Source organism: Terrabacter terrigena (genome assembly GCF_042676085.1).
Lineage (GTDB): Bacteria > Actinomycetota > Actinomycetes > Actinomycetales > Dermatophilaceae > Terrabacter > Terrabacter terrigena.
The window spans coordinates 54,456-70,844 of the sequence record NZ_JBHTKH010000007.1 but is presented as its reverse complement, the minus strand read 5'-3'; the positions used below and the strand labels follow the sequence as shown (position 1 = coordinate 70,844).

The 16,389-nt window shown below is 70.3% G+C and carries 14 protein-coding genes and 2 tRNA genes; 12 read left to right on the top strand and 4 right to left on the bottom strand.

The features are described 5' to 3' along the window. Positions 1-304: 304 nt before the first annotated feature. The 8 genes from gyrB (at position 305) to ACFQ2V_RS12200 (ending at position 9,257) form a co-directional block, all read left to right on the top strand. A complete protein-coding gene (gene gyrB / locus ACFQ2V_RS12235) occupies positions 305-2,512 on the top strand; it encodes a DNA topoisomerase (ATP-hydrolyzing) subunit B (RefSeq protein ID WP_386052974.1) in 2,208 nt (735 codons plus the stop codon). Positions 2,513-2,632: 120 nt separating this feature from the next. Further along, entirely contained in the window at positions 2,633-5,323 is a 2,691-nt protein-coding gene (gyrA, locus tag ACFQ2V_RS12230) for a DNA gyrase subunit A (protein WP_386052973.1), read from the top strand. After that, entirely contained in the window at positions 5,320-6,054 is a 735-nt protein-coding gene (locus ACFQ2V_RS12225) for a DUF3566 domain-containing protein (RefSeq protein WP_386052972.1), read from the top strand. Before gyrA ends, ACFQ2V_RS12225 begins: the two co-directional genes overlap by 4 nt. 123 nt (positions 6,055-6,177) lie before the next feature. Continuing rightward, a tRNA-Ile gene (locus ACFQ2V_RS12220) sits at positions 6,178-6,254 on the top strand. Positions 6,255-6,281: 27 nt separating this feature from the next. Beyond that, positions 6,282-6,464 carry a DLW-39 family protein gene (locus tag ACFQ2V_RS12215; protein WP_386052971.1) on the top strand — a complete coding sequence of 61 codons (183 nt, stop codon included), beginning with the start codon at positions 6,282-6,284 and terminating at the stop codon, positions 6,462-6,464. Positions 6,465-6,479: 15 nt separating this feature from the next. Next, positions 6,480-6,552: transfer RNA gene (locus ACFQ2V_RS12210), tRNA-Ala, on the top strand. A gap of 189 nt (positions 6,553-6,741) precedes the next feature. Beyond that, on the top strand, positions 6,742-8,082 hold the full coding sequence (locus ACFQ2V_RS12205) for a glutamine synthetase (RefSeq protein ID WP_386052970.1): 1,341 nt from the start codon (positions 6,742-6,744) through the stop codon (positions 8,080-8,082). Then, positions 8,082-9,257: an amidohydrolase family protein gene (locus ACFQ2V_RS12200; RefSeq protein WP_386052969.1), complete on the top strand. Its 1,176-nt coding sequence runs from the start codon at positions 8,082-8,084 to the stop codon at positions 9,255-9,257. The genes ACFQ2V_RS12205 and ACFQ2V_RS12200 overlap by 1 nt, the downstream gene beginning before the upstream one ends. 240 nt (positions 9,258-9,497) lie before the next feature. Here the strand turns inward: ACFQ2V_RS12200 and ACFQ2V_RS12195 are convergent, their stop codons facing one another. The 3 genes from ACFQ2V_RS12195 to ACFQ2V_RS12185 all read right to left on the bottom strand — a co-directional run bounded on the left by ACFQ2V_RS12195 (position 9,498) and on the right by ACFQ2V_RS12185 (position 12,393). Further along, the gene (locus ACFQ2V_RS12195) at positions 9,498-10,058 is read right to left on the bottom strand and encodes a DUF6529 family protein (protein ID WP_386052968.1); all 561 of its coding nucleotides are present in this window, start codon (positions 10,056-10,058) and stop codon (positions 9,498-9,500) included. A gap of 456 nt (positions 10,059-10,514) precedes the next feature. Next, positions 10,515-11,624 (bottom strand): hypothetical protein, encoded by a 1,110-nt coding sequence (locus ACFQ2V_RS12190; RefSeq protein ID WP_386052967.1) that lies wholly within the window; start codon positions 11,622-11,624, stop codon positions 10,515-10,517. Positions 11,625-11,778: 154 nt separating this feature from the next. After that, positions 11,779-12,393, bottom strand: a complete 615-nt coding sequence (locus ACFQ2V_RS12185; RefSeq protein ID WP_386052966.1) for an antitoxin — start codon at positions 12,391-12,393, stop codon at positions 11,779-11,781. Positions 12,394-12,649: 256 nt separating this feature from the next. Between ACFQ2V_RS12185 and ACFQ2V_RS12180 the strand changes: the two genes are divergently transcribed. Both ACFQ2V_RS12180 and ACFQ2V_RS12175 read left to right on the top strand, forming a co-directional pair. Then, a complete protein-coding gene (locus ACFQ2V_RS12180; protein ID WP_386052965.1) occupies positions 12,650-13,168 on the top strand; it encodes a peptidylprolyl isomerase in 519 nt (172 codons plus the stop codon). 139 nt (positions 13,169-13,307) lie between these two features. Beyond that, a complete protein-coding gene (locus tag ACFQ2V_RS12175) occupies positions 13,308-14,213 on the top strand; it encodes a rhomboid family intramembrane serine protease (protein ID WP_386053163.1) in 906 nt (301 codons plus the stop codon). Positions 14,214-14,495: 282 nt separating this feature from the next. Here the strand turns inward: ACFQ2V_RS12175 and ACFQ2V_RS12170 are convergent, their stop codons facing one another. Next, positions 14,496-14,747, bottom strand: coding sequence for a cell division protein CrgA (locus ACFQ2V_RS12170; RefSeq protein WP_386052964.1), 252 nt, complete (start codon positions 14,745-14,747; stop codon positions 14,496-14,498). A 143-nt stretch (positions 14,748-14,890) separates the two neighbouring features. On the opposite strand from ACFQ2V_RS12170, the gene ACFQ2V_RS12165 reads away from it, so the two are divergent. Both ACFQ2V_RS12165 and ACFQ2V_RS12160 read left to right on the top strand, forming a co-directional pair. Beyond that, positions 14,891-15,679, top strand: coding sequence for a DUF881 domain-containing protein (locus ACFQ2V_RS12165; protein WP_386052963.1), 789 nt, complete (start codon positions 14,891-14,893; stop codon positions 15,677-15,679). A gap of 23 nt (positions 15,680-15,702) precedes the next feature. After that, positions 15,703-16,341: an aminodeoxychorismate/anthranilate synthase component II gene (locus tag ACFQ2V_RS12160; protein WP_386052962.1), complete on the top strand. Its 639-nt coding sequence runs from the start codon at positions 15,703-15,705 to the stop codon at positions 16,339-16,341. The last annotated feature ends 48 nt before the right edge of the window (positions 16,342-16,389 follow it).

Here is a 16,389-nt window from a genome sequence, read left to right as displayed (position 1 = left end):
GACCCTGTGGACAGCGGGTTGAACGGCCGCTCGTGAGCGGGACAATGGACCGAAGGACCCGGCGTGGGGGCTGTGAATCCTGCGGCTCGTGAGAAGGCGTCACAGGCGCGCTGGGGGGCCGGGGCGTGAGTCCCCCCTCGGATGACGGGGTGATCGGGCCGGAAAATGGCCGTTCCGCGCGTCTGAGGGCACGGTTCACGACTCGGGACCGTTAGAATGATGAGGTTGCGGCTCGACGTCACGTCGGGCCGCCCGCATGAGGTCTGACCGCATGCGCATCAAGACAGGGTCACAGAGGAGAGACGTGTCCGACGCCGACGAGCCGACCACCACCAGCGCCACCCCGAGCACCACCCCGAGCCCCACCGGCTCGGCCCCCGACTCGACGAACGGCTCGGCCCCGGCCCCTGCATCTCCTGCGGCACCCCCTGCGGCACCCCCTGCGGCACCCGCGGACGTCCGCCCCAACGGCGTCGACTACGACGCGAGCGCGATCACCGTCCTCGAGGGCCTCGAGGCCGTGCGCAAGCGTCCCGGCATGTACATCGGCTCCACGGGTCCGCGCGGCCTGCACCACCTCGTCTACGAGATCGTCGACAACTCCGTCGACGAGGCGCTCGCCGGCTACGCGACGCACATCGACGTGACGCTCCTGGCCGACGGCGGCGTCCGCGTCAAGGACAACGGTCGCGGCATCCCCACCGACATCCACCCGGTGGAGAAGATCAGCGCCGTCGAGCTCGTGCTCACGCAGCTGCACGCCGGCGGCAAGTTCGGTGGCGGCGGCTACAAGGTGTCCGGTGGGCTGCACGGCGTCGGCTCCTCGGTCGTCAACGCCCTCTCGACGACGCTCAAGGCCGCGGTGCGCCAGAAGGGCCACGTGCACCGGATGAGCTTCTCCATGGGTGTGCCCGACGGGCCGCTGCGCCCGGAGGAGGCCACCGACGAGACCGGCACGACGATCACGTTCTGGGCCAACCCCGACATCTTCGAGTCCGTCGACTACGACTTCGAGACGCTGCGCGCGCGGTTCCAGCAGACGGCGTTCCTCAACAAGGGCCTGACGATCACCCTCGTCGACGAGCGCATCGAGCAGGTCGACGACGACGTCGTCGACCTCGACGGCGTCGACAACGAGGTCACGGAGGTCGAGGAGTCCGGCGACAACGGCCACGCGCCGACCGACGGCGAGTCCAAGAAGGTCAAGGCGAAGAAGGTCACCTACCGCTACGACGGCGGCCTGGTCGACTACGTCAACCACATCAACAGCAGCAAGCGCAGCGAGCCCGTGCACCCCGACGTCATCTCGCTCGAGGTCGAGGACGGCGACCGCATGCTCTCGCTCGAGCTCGCGATGCAGTGGACCACCGCCTACTCCGAGTCGGTGCACACCTACGCCAACAACATCAACACCCACGAGGGCGGCACCCACGAGGAGGGCTTCCGCGCGGCGCTGACCAAGCTCGTCAACGAGTTCGCCCGCAAGCAGAACCTCCTCAAGGACAAGGACGAGAACCTCACCGGCGACGACGTCCGCGAGGGCCTCACCGCCGTCATCTCGGTCAAGCTCGGCGAGCCGCAGTTCGAGGGCCAGACCAAGACCAAGCTCGGCAACTCCGAGGTCAAGGGCTTCGTCCAGCGCGCCATGACCGACGAGTTCGGCCACTGGCTCGAGGCCCACCCCAACGAGGGCAAGGACATCGTCCGCAAGTCGGTCCAGGCCGCGGCCGCGCGCATGGCGGCCCGCAAGGCTCGCGAGGCCACCCGCCGCAAGGGCCTGCTCGAGTCGGGCGGCCTGCCGGGCAAGCTCAAGGACTGCCAGAGCAAGGACCCCAGCATCTCCGAGGTCTTCATCGTCGAGGGCGACAGCGCGGGCGGCTCGGCCACGCAGGCCCGCAACCCGCACACCCAGGCGATCCTGCCGATCCGCGGCAAGATCCTCAACGTCGAGAAGGCGCGCATCGACAAGATCCTCGCCAACAACGAGGTCCAGGCGCTCATCTCGGCGTTCGGCACGGGCATCGGCGAGGACTTCGACATCCAGCGGGCGCGCTACCACAAGATCGTGCTGATGGCCGACGCCGACGTCGACGGCATGCACATCCGCACCCTGCTGCTGACACTGCTCTTCCGCTTCATGCGCCCGCTCATCGAGGCCGGTTACGTCTACCTCGCCCAGCCGCCGCTCTTCCGCCTGCGGTGGAGCAATGCCGACCACCAGTTCGCCTACTCCGACAAGGAGCGCGACGGCCTGCGCCAGATCGGCGAGGGCAACGGCTGGCGCCTGCCGAAGGACAACCCGATCCAGCGCTACAAGGGCCTCGGCGAGATGAACTACCAGGAGCTCGGCGAGACGACGATGGACCAGTCCACGCGCACGCTGCTCCAGGTCACTCTCGACGACGCCGCGAAGGCCGACGAGGTCTTCGCCGTGCTCATGGGTGAGGACGTCGAGTCCCGCCGCACGTTCATCCAGAAGAACGCGCACGACGTGAAGTTCCTCGACATCTGACGACATCCGACAGCCATCCGACTGCCCGCGTATGCCGTCCGGCACGTTCCACGTGAAACGTCACCACACGGCATACGCCCTCAACTGCACGAATCTGACTGAGAGACAAAGGGATCTGACGTGAGCGACGACCTGCCTCCCACCAACGGGGACGACGTCAACGAGCCTGCCGAGGAGAACGTCGACGCACGCGCCGTCATCGCGCGTGAGCCGGGCGAGCACGACCGGGTCGAGCCGATCGACCTCAACACCGAGATGCAGCGCAGCTACATCGAGTACGCGATGTCGGTCATCGTCTCGCGTGCGCTGCCCGACGTCCGCGACGGCCTCAAGCCCGTGCATCGCCGCATCGTCTACGCGATGTACGACGGCGGCTACCGCCCCGACCGCGGCTTCAACAAGTGCGCCCGCGTCGTCGGCGACGTCATGGGTCACTACCACCCGCACGGCGACTCGGCGATCTACGACGCCCTCGTGCGCCTCGTGCAGGACTGGTCGCTGCGCTACCCGCTCGTTCAGGGCCAGGGCAACTTCGGCTCGCGCGGCAACGACGGCGCAGCCGCCCCGCGGTACACCGAGTGCCGGATGGCCCCGATCGCCATGGAGATGGTGCGGGACATCGACCAGGACACCGTCGACTTCGTGCCGAACTACGACGGCAAGACGATGCAGCCGGCGGTGCTGCCCAGCCGCTTCCCCAACCTGCTCGTCAACGGATCCGCCGGCATCGCCGTCGGCATGGCGACGCAGATCCCGTCGCACAACCTGCGCGAGGTTGCAGCAGGCGCGCAGTACTACCTCGAGCACCCGGAGATCGGCCGCGAGGAGCTGCTCGAGGCGCTGCTCGGGATCATCAAGGGACCCGACTTCCCGACCGGCTCGCTCATCATGGGTCACCGCGGCATCGAGGACGCCTACCGCACCGGCCGCGGGTCGATCATCATGCGGGCGGTCGTCAACGTCGAGGAGATCCAGAACCGCCAGTGCCTCGTCGTCACCGAGCTGCCCTACCAGGTCAACCCGGACATGCTCGCGCTGAAGATCGCCGACCTCGTCAAGGACGGCAAGATCGCCGGCATCTCCGACATCCGTGACGAGACGTCGGGCCGCACCGGCCTGCGCATCGTCATCGTGCTCAAGCGCGACGCCGTCGCCAAGGTCGTGCTCAACAACCTCTACAAGCACACGCAGCTGCAGACGACGTTCGGCGCGAACATGCTCGCGCTCGTCGACGACGTGCCCCGCACCCTGCCCCTCGACGGCTTCATCCGGCACTGGGTGGACCACCAGATCGAGGTCATCGTCCGGCGCACCCGCTTCCGCCTCAACAAGGCGGAGCAGGAGATCCACATCCTGCGTGGCCTGCTCAAGGCGCTCGACATGCTCGACGAGGTCATCGCGCTCATCCGCGGGTCGCGCACCGTCGAGATCGCCCGCGAGGGCCTCATCGAGCTGCTCGCGATCGACGAGACGCAGGCCAACGCGATCCTCAACATGCAGCTGCGCCGCCTCGCCGCCCTCGAGCGCGAGAAGCTGCAGCAGGACCACGACGCGCTCCAGGCGCTCATCGACGAGTACACCGCGATCCTCGCCTCGCCCGAGCGCCAGCGCGAGATCGTCTCGGAGGAGCTGCAGGCCATCGTCGACAAGTACGGCGACGACCGGCGCACCGAGATCATCCCCTTCGACGGCGACATGTCGATGGAGGACCTCATCCCCGAGGAGGACGTCGTCGTCACGATCACCCGTGGCGGCTACGCGAAGCGCACCCGCGTCGACCAGTACCGCTCGCAGAAGCGCGGCGGCAAGGGTGTGCGCGGCGCGACGCTGCGCGGCGAGGACGTCGTCGAGCACTTCTTCACGACGACGACCCACCACTGGCTGCTCTTCTTCACCAACCTCGGCCGCGTCTACCGGGCCAAGGCCTACGAGCTGCCCGAGGGCTCGCGCGACAGCAAGGGCCAGCACGTGGCCAACCTGCTCGCGTTCCAGCCCGGCGAGCAGATCGCCCAGGTGCTCGCGATCAGGGACTACCACGCCGGCGACTACCTCGTGCTCGCCACCCGGCGCGGTCTCGTCAAGAAGACCCGTCTCGCCGACTACGACTCCAACAGGTCCGGCGGCCTGATCGCCGTGAACCTGCGCGAGGGCGACGAGCTCGTCGGCGCCGGGCTGGCGTCCAACCGCGACGACCTGCTGCTCGTCTCGCGCAAGGGCCAGTCGGTGCGCTTCACCGCCACCGACGAGGCGCTGCGCCCCATGGGCCGGTCGACCTCCGGCGTCACGGGCATGAAGTTCCGCGACGGTGACGACCTGCTCGCGATGTCCGTCGTCGAGGAGGGCGAGAGCCCCGACGTCTTCGTCGTCTTCGAGAACGGCCTCGCGAAGCGCACCCCGGTCTCGGAGTACCGCCTCCAGGGGCGCGGCGGCCTCGGCATCAAGGTGGCCAAGCTGTCGGAGAAGGGCGGCGACCTCGTCGGAGCCCTCACCGTCGTCGAGACCGACGAGGTCATGGTGGTCATGGAGAAGGGCAAGATCGTCCGGTCGCGCGTCGACGAGGTGCGCCACACCGGCCGCTCGTCCCAGGGCGTGAAGTTCGCGACGCCCGACAAGGGCGACTCGATCGTGGCCGTGGCCCGCAACGCAGAGTCGGCCACCGCGGTCGAGGAGATCGAGGCCGGCGAGCCCGTCGACCAGCCGTCCGGCACGGGAGCGCCCGCTACGGTTCCCGTCGATGATGGCGTACCGTCGGACGAGACCTCGACTGACGAGGGCGGTTCGTCCGAGGACGACAACGGAGGTGACGCATGAGCACGACCAGCTCTGAGGGGTCGTTCGGCAAGGCCGGCTTCGGTGCCGGCTCGTCGCGGGGCTCCGGCAGCAGCAGGGGTGCCACCTCGGACAGCGGCTCGGACAGTGCGAGCACGGGTCCTGGCAGTGGTTCCGGCAACTCGGGCAGCAGCTCGAGTAACGGCTACTACGGTTCTGGCGGCGCCTCGTACTCCTCGGGTTCCGGCTCGTCGAGCTCGTCCGGCAACACCTCGGGTGCGTCCGGCAACGACTCGACGACGTCGCTCTCGCGCGGAGCCGTGACCACGCGTACGGCCCCCACCCAGAAGGTGGGCGCCGCGTCCGGCCGTCCCGCAGGTGCCGGCACGGCGCCCCGCAAGCACAAGGGCCCCCGCCGCGTGCGCCTCGCCGTCGCCCGGGTCGACCCCTGGTCGGTCATGAAGATGAGCTTCCTGCTCTCGGTGGCGCTCGGCATCGCCGGCGTCATCCTCACGGCCGTGCTGTGGATGATCCTCTCGACGATGAACGTCTTCTCCGACATCGAGGGCGTGCTCCAGTCGCTGCAGACGACGACGTCCGACCCGTTCTCGATCAAGGACTACGTCGGCTTCGGTCGGGTGGTGTCGCTCTCGATCGTCATCGGCGTCATCGACGTCATCCTGATGACCGCGATCGCGACCGTCATGGGCTTCCTCTACAACATCTGCTCGGCCCTCGTCGGCGGCGTGCAGCTCACCCTGACCGACGACTGACGTCACCTCTGCGCCCTCGGGTCGCGACCGTTTTGTAGGTTCGCGGGGGCATCGGGTAACGTTTCCCCTCGCGTCCGGTCATCATCTCTGACGGGGTCGGATCGGTCGCGCGAAGGTGACGATGGGCCTATAGCTCAGACGGTTAGAGCGCTTCCCTGATAAGGAAGAGGTCGGAGGTTCAAGTCCTCCTAGGCCCACCATCACCGCCACTTCGGAGAGGATCTCGAATGCTCAAGCGTCTCGCCCTCATCGGTGGCGCGGTCGCCGGCCTCGTGCTCCTGCGCAAGAAGGCCAAGCAGCAGCAGGCCGAGCAGGACCTGTGGACGCAGGCCACCGACGACGTGCAGGCACCGGTCGTCCCGGCTCCCGCCTCGCCCTCGGCGAACGGCCAGGCCAACACCGCGAGCTGACCTCCTCCCCATCCAGGGGCCATGGCGCAATTGGTAGCGCACCTGCTTTGCAAGCAGGGGGTTAGGGGTTCGAGTCCCCTTGGCTCCACAGACGAGAAGCCCTTTCCCCTTACGGGAGAGGGCTTCTTGCATGCCCCGGGGACTGGGTGTGCGGATGGTCTTGCCGGTGGTGCGGTGTTCACCACATCGGGTGCAGGGTCATGTGCAGGGTCATGGGCAGGGTCCTGATCGGTCGAGATGGCCCCCACTCGCCCAGGCGCCGGAGCACACTCGCCTCATGAGCGAGAGCGACCTGACCGACCTCACCGCGGCGCTCATCCGGCAGGGCGTGCGCATCGTCGCGGGCTGGGCGACCAATGCCAGCAACCTCGTACACGCCAAGGCGATGCCCGTCGCGCGCACCGCCGACTTCGTGACGACAGGCGCGGGCATGTCACCGGTCTACAACGGCTACTCCCTGGACGCCTCGATCCAGCTCACTCCGTTCTACGACGCGGTCGGCGACCTGCGTCTTCGGCTCGTCCCCGAGGCCGTACGCGTGCTGCCTGGTGGGCTGGCCGCCGGGCCGACGCATGCCGTCACCCAGGCCGGTGAGTCCGACCCCGCTGAGCCCCGCGGAATCCTCGCGAGAACGGTCGACCGCCTGGCCGAGGCCGGGCTCGAGCCCCGTGTCGGCCACGAGCTCGAGCTCGTCCTCGTCGCACCGGACGGATCTGCGCTCGCACCCGGCGCCTGGACGCCGTACGGCCTCTCGGCCCTCGTCGACCGCTCGCCCCTCGTCGGCGACATCCTCGACGCGGCAGCCGCGGCCGGTCTCGGGATCGAGCAGGTCCACGCGGAGTACGGCGCCCACCAGCTCGAGCTCTCCCTCGCGCCGCAAACACCGGTCGAGGCGGCCGACTCCGTCATCCTGCTCAAGACCGTCATCGGCATCGTCACACGCTCCCACGGGCTGTCCGCCTCCTTCTCGCCCGTCCCCTTCGCCGGCGCCGTCGGCAACGGCGCCCACCAGCACCTCTCCTTGTGGGCCGACGGCGCCAACCTCTTCGACCCGTCCGCGCAGGCCGCGATGACCGACCGCGGCGCGCAGGCGGTCGCGGGCATCCTCGACGGGCTCACCGGCGCTCAGGCGGTGCTCACCGGCTCGGTGCTCTCGGGCCTGCGCCTCGCACCGGGCCTGTGGTCCGGCGCGACGCTCTGCTGGGGCACCGAGAACCGCGAAGCCGCCCTGCGCTACCTGGCGCCGGGCCCCGCGAACCCGCACGGCGCGAACGTCGAGGTCAAGGTCGTCGACCCCTCCGCCAACCCGTATCTCGCCACCGCCGTCATCCTCGGCCTCGCCCTCGACGGCATCGAGCGCGAGCTCCCCCTGCCGCCAGAGACCACGCGCGACACCGGTGGCCTCACGGCAGACGACCGTGCCGCCGCGGGTCTCCGCCTCGTCCTCACCGACCACGACCGGATCCTCGACGCCTTCACGGGGTCGGTCGCCGAGACCGTCCTGGGCGAACAGGCCGCGGCCGCGCTCGTCGCCGTGCGTCGCCACGAGGGCGAGGTCTTCGGCGGCCTCGACCCCACGGAGCTCGCGGACCGGCTCCGCCTGGCCTGGACGATCTGATGTCCGACGGTTGGGCGGGCGCGGCGGCCGACCTCCTCGACGAGGCGGACTCGGCCGCGCTCGTCGACCACCACGTGCACGGAGCCCTTCGCACCGGACCCAGCCGGTCGGCATACGGCCGCGCCCTCAACGAGGTGGACACGGATCCTGCTCCGCCGCAGGTGAACCCGTTCGACAGCCAGCTCGGCTTCGCGATCCGCGCGTGGTGCGCCCCCGTGCTCGGGCTCGAACGCCACGCGGATCCCGACGACTACTGGACCGCCCGCGCCGCACTCGGCGAGGACGAGGTCAACCGACGTTTCCTCACGGCCGCGAACGTCAGCCACTGGCTCGTCGACACCGGCTTCCGCACGGCGGACCTCACTGACCCGCACACGATGGCCGTCACCAGCGGGGGTAACGCCGCGGAGGTCGTGCGCCTCGAGACACTCGCCGAGCAGGTCGTCGCCGAGGGCGCGACCCCGAGCACGTATGCCGACGCGTTCCGTGAGCTGCTCGAGCGCCGTTCGCTGTCCGCCGTCGCCGCGAAGTCCGTCCTCGCCTACCGCGCCGGCTTCGACGTCGACCTCGGCAGACCGGACGACCTTGAGGTCGAGCGGCGCTCCGAGCGCTGGTTCGTCGAGAGCGAGCACACGGACAGCCCTCGGCTGGTCGACCCGAGGCTCATCGCCTTCGGCATCCACGAGGCGGCCGACCTCGGCCTGGCGATCCAGCTGCACGTCGGGCTCGGCGACCGTGACCTCGACCTGCACCGCTGCGACCCGATGCTGCTCCTCGACCTGCTCCGGGCGCCGGGGGTCGCCCGGGTCCCGGTGCTCCTGCTGCACTGCTACCCCTTCGAGCGGCAGGCCGGCTACCTCGCCCAGGGCTTCGGCAACGTCTTCCTCGACGTCGGCCTCGCCGTGAACCACCTCGGCGCCCGGTCCACCGAGCTCGTGGCTCGCAGCCTCGAGCTCGCCCCCCTCCACAAGGTCCTCTACAGCTCGGACGCGTGCGGACCCTCCGACCTGCACTTCCTCGGGGCGCGGCTCTGGCGCAACGCCATGGCGCGGGTGCTCGGTGGTTTCGTCGACGCCGACGAGTGGGCGCTCGCCGACGCCCGGAGGGTGCTGCGGATGGTGGCGCGCGACAACGCCCTCCACGCGTACGAGCGCCTCGACGAGCTGCCCTCGTGAGGTCCGAGTCCTCCAGACCTGGGCAGATCCCGGCAGATCCGGCAGGTACGCGAAGGGGCGCGAACCGTCACGACCCGTGGCGGTCGTGTGGAACGCGTCGGGAAAGGCGTGGTGTACCCCTTCGTGGGTTTCCGGTCGACGGATCGACGAGATGCCCCAGAGCCTTCCGGGGCGCGCCCCGGCCCGGTCGCAGGACCAGACCCACCATGAGCGTTTCCGCCAGGTCGACGATCAGCCGGGTCAGCGGGCGGCGACGTACCAGACCGCCGACGTGAGCACGGCGAGCACGAGCAGCGCGAAGAGCAACCCGCCCGCCACGGGCAGGAACCAGCCCGCTGCCCGTCTCGACCGGACGGCCACGAGCTTGACCACCACCGCCCCCACGACGGCGCAGCCGAGGACACCGTGCACCACCGTGCGCGCGGGCACGGGTCTGCCGTCGGAGAAGGTGCCCGACTCGAGTCCCAGCGCCCAGACGCAGTGGTAGGCCACGACGACGGTGAGCACCAGCGCCACCGCCCCGGAGATGCGGTGCGCGGGGCCGACCCAACCCGGTGCGGGCCTGCTGAACCTGCCGTACATCCAGAGGGCACCCAGCAGCTGGAGCACCACCAGGACCGCGATCGCCACCGAGAGCACCACCTTCATGGAGATGACGGTGCGGAACCCCAACGTCGTGGTGCCGACGAGCGTCGGGTCGTGAACCTTGCCGAACACCCCGACGAGCAGCGCGACCACTGCGCCCGCAGCGAAGGCAGCCAGGGGGACGGACATGCTCCTCGGCTGCCCGCTGTCGGCCATGTCGACAGGATGCCCCCGAGCGCCCTCGCCCGTCGAGCCACGATGGCCCGGACCAGGTCAGAATCAGGACCCGGAGCGCGGTGAGGACCGACGCCGAGGGCGCACAGGGAATCCACGGCAGCTACCTATGGCGGATCTTTTCCCGGAGTGCCATGCTCGATTCAGCACCATCGAGGGGCCCCTCCGGACCCGGCCCACCGGGGGCGTGGTGCTCGGAAGGACGAGACTGACCCGCTCGATCTGATGCAAACTTCATCGAGGCTCTTTCGCAACTGGCCATGTTCCGTTTACACTCGTCAGTAGCGAAGGGTTGGGCCCGCACGAACCGCGCCCAGCCCTTCTGCATGTGCTGGCTCGCGCTGTCCCCCTGTCGGTGCGAGCCAGCTCAAGCAGAGAAGGACCCGGATGCCTCTGGCACCCGGGTCCTTCTCTTTGTGTCGCTCCGTGCGGCTGGGCTCAGCTGCCGGCGTCGTCACCCCGCTGCGCGCGTGTGCGGGCCGACCCGCGCGAGGAGGTCGTGGTCGACGCGCCGTTGATCGTGCCGCCCTCGACCGCGTCCGACGTGATCGCGTCGGAGTCGGGCGCCGGGTCGACCGCCGTGACCTGGCCCGGCGAGCCGGCGTCGGCGGACTCACCCGAACGGTCCTTGGCGTCGGCGATGGCCGCCTGGCCCTTGGCCGCGAGGTCGCCGGCCTTGTCCTTGGCGGCATCGGCGAGCTCTGAGCTCTTCTCCTTGGCCTTGGTCGCGGCGTCGGCGACAGCCTCCTTGGCGTGGCTCACCTGCTCGGCGGCCTTGTCCTTGAAGGTGGCCGCCTCGGAGGTGCCGGCCGTGCCCGCCGTGCGGGAGTCGAGCGGCGTCGCCCACGGGTCATCCGCCTGCTGCTGCTTGCGGAAGGCCGCGACGGCGGCGACCGCGGCGGCCGTGAGACCGATAGCGATGAGCCACTTGCCCTTGCCGCTGCGCTTCTTCGCAACGGCGTCGCCCTTGAGCACGGCGTAGGCGTCGTGGGCGCGGTGCCCACCGACGGCTGCGGACTCCCGGGCCTGGGCGGCGGCCTGCTCGAGGTGCGGCTGGGCCGCCTCCCGGGCCTGCTCGGCGCCGGCGGCGAGGGCAGCGGCAGCGGTGGCGATCGCGGCGCCCACCTTGGGCAGCACCGTGTCGACGAGCGTCGACTGGGCGGCCTCCACGCGGGGCTTGGCGCGGTCGGCGGCGTCGTGGAACGCCTCGCCGGCGACGTCGCGAGCGGTGGCCGCGGCGTCCTGGAAGCGCTCGCGCGCCGTGTCGGCCGCGTCGTGCAGGGCCGGTGAGGCGGCCTCCCTGGCGGCCGCGAAGCGCTCTCGCGCCGCCTCGGCCGCGTCGTGGAGCACGGGTGCTGCAGCCTCACGAGCCGCGTGGGCCCGCTCCCAGGCGGCTTCCCTCGCTGCTGCGGAAGCCTCGCTCGCCGAGCCGGCGGCAGAGTGCCTCAGCGCGTCGAGGCGGTCGCCGGCCGCCGAGCCGAGATCGGCTGCCGCGGCGCGCGCGTGGTCGACGGCAGCCTCCGTGCGGGACTGCTTGGTTCGGAACATTCGTCCTCCTAGGTCCACTCGTCCTTACCCATCCTGCCAAGTTCGGCGACGCGCCGCACGGGGGCAGCGCCGCCCGCGGGTGGGCGCAGGCGGGGGTGCAGCCGGCGTCGCCCTTCCCGCGTATGCCGTGTCGCTGCGCACGCGGGCTCTTCGCTCAGCTCGACGGGTCGTGCGGCGGCTGGCCGTGCCGGCCCTCGGTGGTCGGCGTCGCCTGCTCCGGGCCGGGCGCGTCGTGACCCTGGAGGGGGTCGTGCCCCTGGTGGCCGGGGACGGTCGGCGGGTGGTCCAGGCCGAGCACGGTGTCCTCGAGCGTCGTGTCCTCCAGCGACTCGCGGGTCGGCGCGGGCACGTCGCCCGCGGCGGCGCCGAACCCGCTGTCGTCGAGGGTGGCGCGGCTCGACGTCGGAGACTCGGGATCGACCGGGTAGGGCTCGCCGCCGGTCACGTCGGTCGCCCCGGCGGCCGCAGCGGCGCCGGTGGCCGTGGTCGGCCCGGACGTGTGCCCCTCGGCAACCTTGTCGACCCCGTGGCCGACCTGCTCCTTGACCTTGGCCACCTTGTCGGCGTACTTGCCCTCGGTCTTCTCGTCGATCTTGGCCGCAGCCGTCTCGACGTAGCCGTCGATCTTCTCGCGGTTCTCGGCGGCGAAGTCACCGGCCTTCTCGCGCGCCTGTCTCGCGGCTGCGGCCGCCTGCTCCTGCAGGTGCCTGGCCTTGGTCTCGAGGTCGAGCTCCTCGGCCTTCTTCTTCATCTTGTCCAGAAACGACATCGGCACTCCGTCCTGCGCCGGCCCGGCCGGCGGCTCGTCTGGTCGCGTAAGCCTCGCAGGCCGGTCCGGGTCTGCGACGCCTCCGCGTCCTCGGGTGAGGATGATCCTTCTCCTGGGCCAACGGCGGGTCCACCCCCGACGTTCCACAGGCACCGGTCGCATACCCGCGGAGTGGTGACGGGTGGACGTCGCGAACGCACGGACGTGCGGGCGCCACCCGAACGGCACACGCCGCGGTCGTGCGAGGATTGGGCCCATGAAGGCAACCCTGCACACGAACCACGGCGACATCGTCGTCGACCTCTTCGAGCACCAGGCCCCGAAGACGGTGGAGAACTTCGTCGGTCTCGCCAAGGGCGAGAAGGAGTACAAGGACGAAGCGGGTCGCACCAACCCGACGCCGTTCTACGACGGTCTCATCTTCCACCGCATCATCCCGAACTTCATGATCCAGGGCGGCTGCCCGATCGGTCAGGGCTTCGGCGGTCCCGGCTTCACCTTCGACGACGAGATCAGCCCCGACAAGGACTTCACCAAGCCCTACATCCTCGCCATGGCCAACGCCGGCAAGCGGATGGGCAAGGGCACCAACGGTTCCCAGTTCTTCATCACGACGGCGCCGACCACCTGGCTCCAGGGCAAGCACACCATCTTCGGTGAGGTCGCCGACCAGTCCTCACGCGATGTCGTCGACAAGATCGGCACCGTCCCGACGGGTGCCAACGACAAGCCCCTCGAGGACGTCGTCATCAACTCGGTGACCATCACCGACTGACACGCGCCCACACCTGGCATCCACGGACGAGACCGGCAGGGAGATCGAGTTGTCAGACGACCCGAGCGGTGTCCCGCCATCGCAGCCGTCGGGCGAGCCCAGCCGGTACGGGCCGCCCGACCCGGCCGGCCAGCCGACGGTGCGCCCCGGCGTGCCCCAGCCGGCAGCCGGTCCGTCCGTGTGCCCGCGCCACCCCGACCGCGAGGCCTACGTCCGCTGCCAGCGCTGCGGACGGCCCGCGTGTCCGGAGTGCCAGCGGCCCGCCGCCGTCGGCATCCAGTGCGTCGACTGCGTACGCGAGGCCGCCCGGTCCACGCCCAGCGCGCGCACCGTCTTCGGGGGCCGGGCGACCGACGGCACCCCCGTCGTCACGTACTCCATCATCGCGATCTGCGCCGTCGTCTACCTCGCGCAGCGCGCCAGTCAGTCCGTCACGCTGGACTTCGCGTTCGCACCCTTCCTCGGGTGGAGCGAGCCGTGGCGCTTCGTCACCGCCGCGTTCCTGCACTCGCCCCAGACGATCTTCCACATCCTGCTCAACATGTTCGCGCTGTGGTCGCTGGGGCAGTACCTCGAGCCGATGCTCGGACGTGCCCGGTTCGCGGCGCTCTACCTCATCAGCGGGATCGGCGGCCAGGTCGGCGTCACGCTCCTCGCCGGCTCGCCCACCGTGGCCGACGTCGCCGCAGGCGGCCGGGGCGCCTGGTTCGGGGCCGTCGTCGGCGCGTCCGGGGCGATCTTCGGTCTCTTCGGCGCCCTTCTCGTGCTGAACCGCCACCTCGGCCGCTCGTCCACGGCCATGTACGCGACGATCGCGATCAACGCGGCCTTCGGCTTCCTCTACCCCGGCATCTCGTGGCAGGCCCATCTCGGCGGACTCGTCACCGGCCTCGCCTGCGCCGGGGTGATCGTGGCCTTCCGCAAGCAGGGGGTGCGCCGCCTCGTGTGGGCCGCCCTGCTCGCAGTCCTCGCCGTCGTCGTCGGTCTCGCCGTCGCCAAGTACCTCACGGTCCCGGTCGACATCCGCGAACTGACGGCCGGCTGAGCCCCGCAGTCATCCACCCAGCGCCCTCGGCACGCCCGCCGGGGGCGCTTCGCGCACCTGCGCACAGGAGGTTGTCCACCGGCTGTGGAAAAGCCTGTGGATGTAGTTACACACGTGTCATTCATCCCCAGCTGGGGAAAACTCTGTGGACAACCGGCGGCCTGTGCGCCGTCAGTTGTGCACGGGGGTCGTCCACAGCTGTGGAGGAAAAAGAGCGACGCCGGTAGTCCACAGGTGTGGACAGCCGGCGTCGGTCAGGCTGTGGGCAGGTGTGGATGCCGGTCAGCGCCACCGCATCGTCATGATGAAGCCGCCCATGAGCAGCACGAAGCCGACGCCGAGGTTCCACACGCCGATGGACCCGATCGGGAACTTGTACTCGGACACGTAGTACACGACGATCCACAGCAGCCCGAGGACGAGCAGCGTGATGAAGACGGGGGCCCACCAGGTGGGGTTGGGCTCGGCGGCCTTGCTGGTGCGGGCCGGGACGTATGCCGTCGCCTTGTGGTCGCGGCCTTTGGACTCGGGCACTGCGCTTCTCCTTGCTCTGAGTTGAGCCAAGGGTAACCAATGACGTGCTCGGCGTCCTCGCGCACGGAACCTCGGCTCGGTCGGCGCGACGAACGAGGCACAATGGTGGCGGCGCGGACCGTCCGCGCGAGCGAGGACCGGACATGAACGACGCCGTGCCGCCCGAGGCACCCGTGCCTCACGAGGCTGCGCCGAACGCCGGCCCCGCGGCCCGCCGTCGCCCCACGTGGGGCGTGCTCGTCCCGGTCGTCACCGCGGGTGCCGGCCTGATGTTCGCGATGAGCTTCCAGGCGGCACAGGGCCGCGACCTGCGCGCCGACCGCGACCTGCCGCAGCTGATCAAGGAGGGCACGGCCCGGGTGCAGGAGAAGGCCGCCCTGCTCGACGACGTGCAGCGCGAGGTCAACGCGCTGGCCAGGACCAGCGCGCCCGCCGACGACCGCATCTCCAGCCTGGGCCGCGCCGCCGACGAGCTGGCCGGCGCCGCGGCCACCACGAAGGTCAAGGGTCCGGGCCTCGAGGTCACCCTCGACGACGCCCACCGCACGGCAGACTCCCTGCCCGACGGCTTCACCGCTGACGACATCGTCGTGCACCAGCAGGACGTCCAGGCCGTCGTCAACGCACTGTGGTCCTCCGGCGCCGAGGCGATGATGATCCAGGACCAGCGCGTCATCTCCACGAGCGCCGTGCGCTGCGTCGGCAACACGCTGATCCTGCAGGGCCGCGTCTACGCGCCGCCCTACCGCATCACCGCCATCGGTGACGTCGACCGTCTGCAGCAGGGGCTCGACGCCGACCCCTCGGTGACCATCTACAAACAGTACGTCGACGCCGTCGGTCTCGGCTACGGGCTCCACACGCACAGCTCGATCGAGTTCCCGGCATACTCGGGCTCGGTCGACTTCCAGTACGCGTCGCCGATCCGCTGACCCATCCCCCGGGAGACACCCGCATGACCAGCCCCGCCCGCATCCTCGTCGTCGACAACTACGACAGCTTCGTCTACACGATCGTCGGCTACCTCGAGCAGCTCGGGGCCGAGTGCACGGTCGTGCGCAACGACGCCGTCGACGCGAGCGAGGCGGCGGCATACGACGGGGTGCTCGTCTCGCCCGGCCCGGGCACGCCCGAGGGTGCCGGCGTGTCGATGGACGTCATCCGCGAGTGCGCGCGCATCGCGAAGCCCATGTTCGGCGTCTGCCTCGGCCACCAGGCCCTCGGAGTGGTCGCCGGTGCGACCGTCGGCCGCGCCCCCGAGCTGCTCCACGGCAAGACCTCGCTCGTGCACCACGACGGCACCGGTGTGCTCGAGGGTCTGCCGAGCCCCTTCACGGCCACGCGCTACCACTCGCTGACGATCGACCCGTCGACGCTGCCCGCCGAGCTCGTCTCCACCGGGCACACCGACTCGGGCCTCGTCATGGCCGTACGCCACCGCGACCTACCGCTGCACGGCGTGCAGTTCCATCCCGAGAGCGTGCTCACCGAGGGCGGGCACCGGATGCTCGCCAACTTCCTCGCGATGTGCGGCGACGCCGGGGCGGTCGCGCGGTCGGCCGGGCTCAGCCCGCTCGTCAGCGCCGCCGTCTGACGCGCCGACGGTCTCCGGCGCGGCCGGCAGGCAGCTGCGCCACGGCGC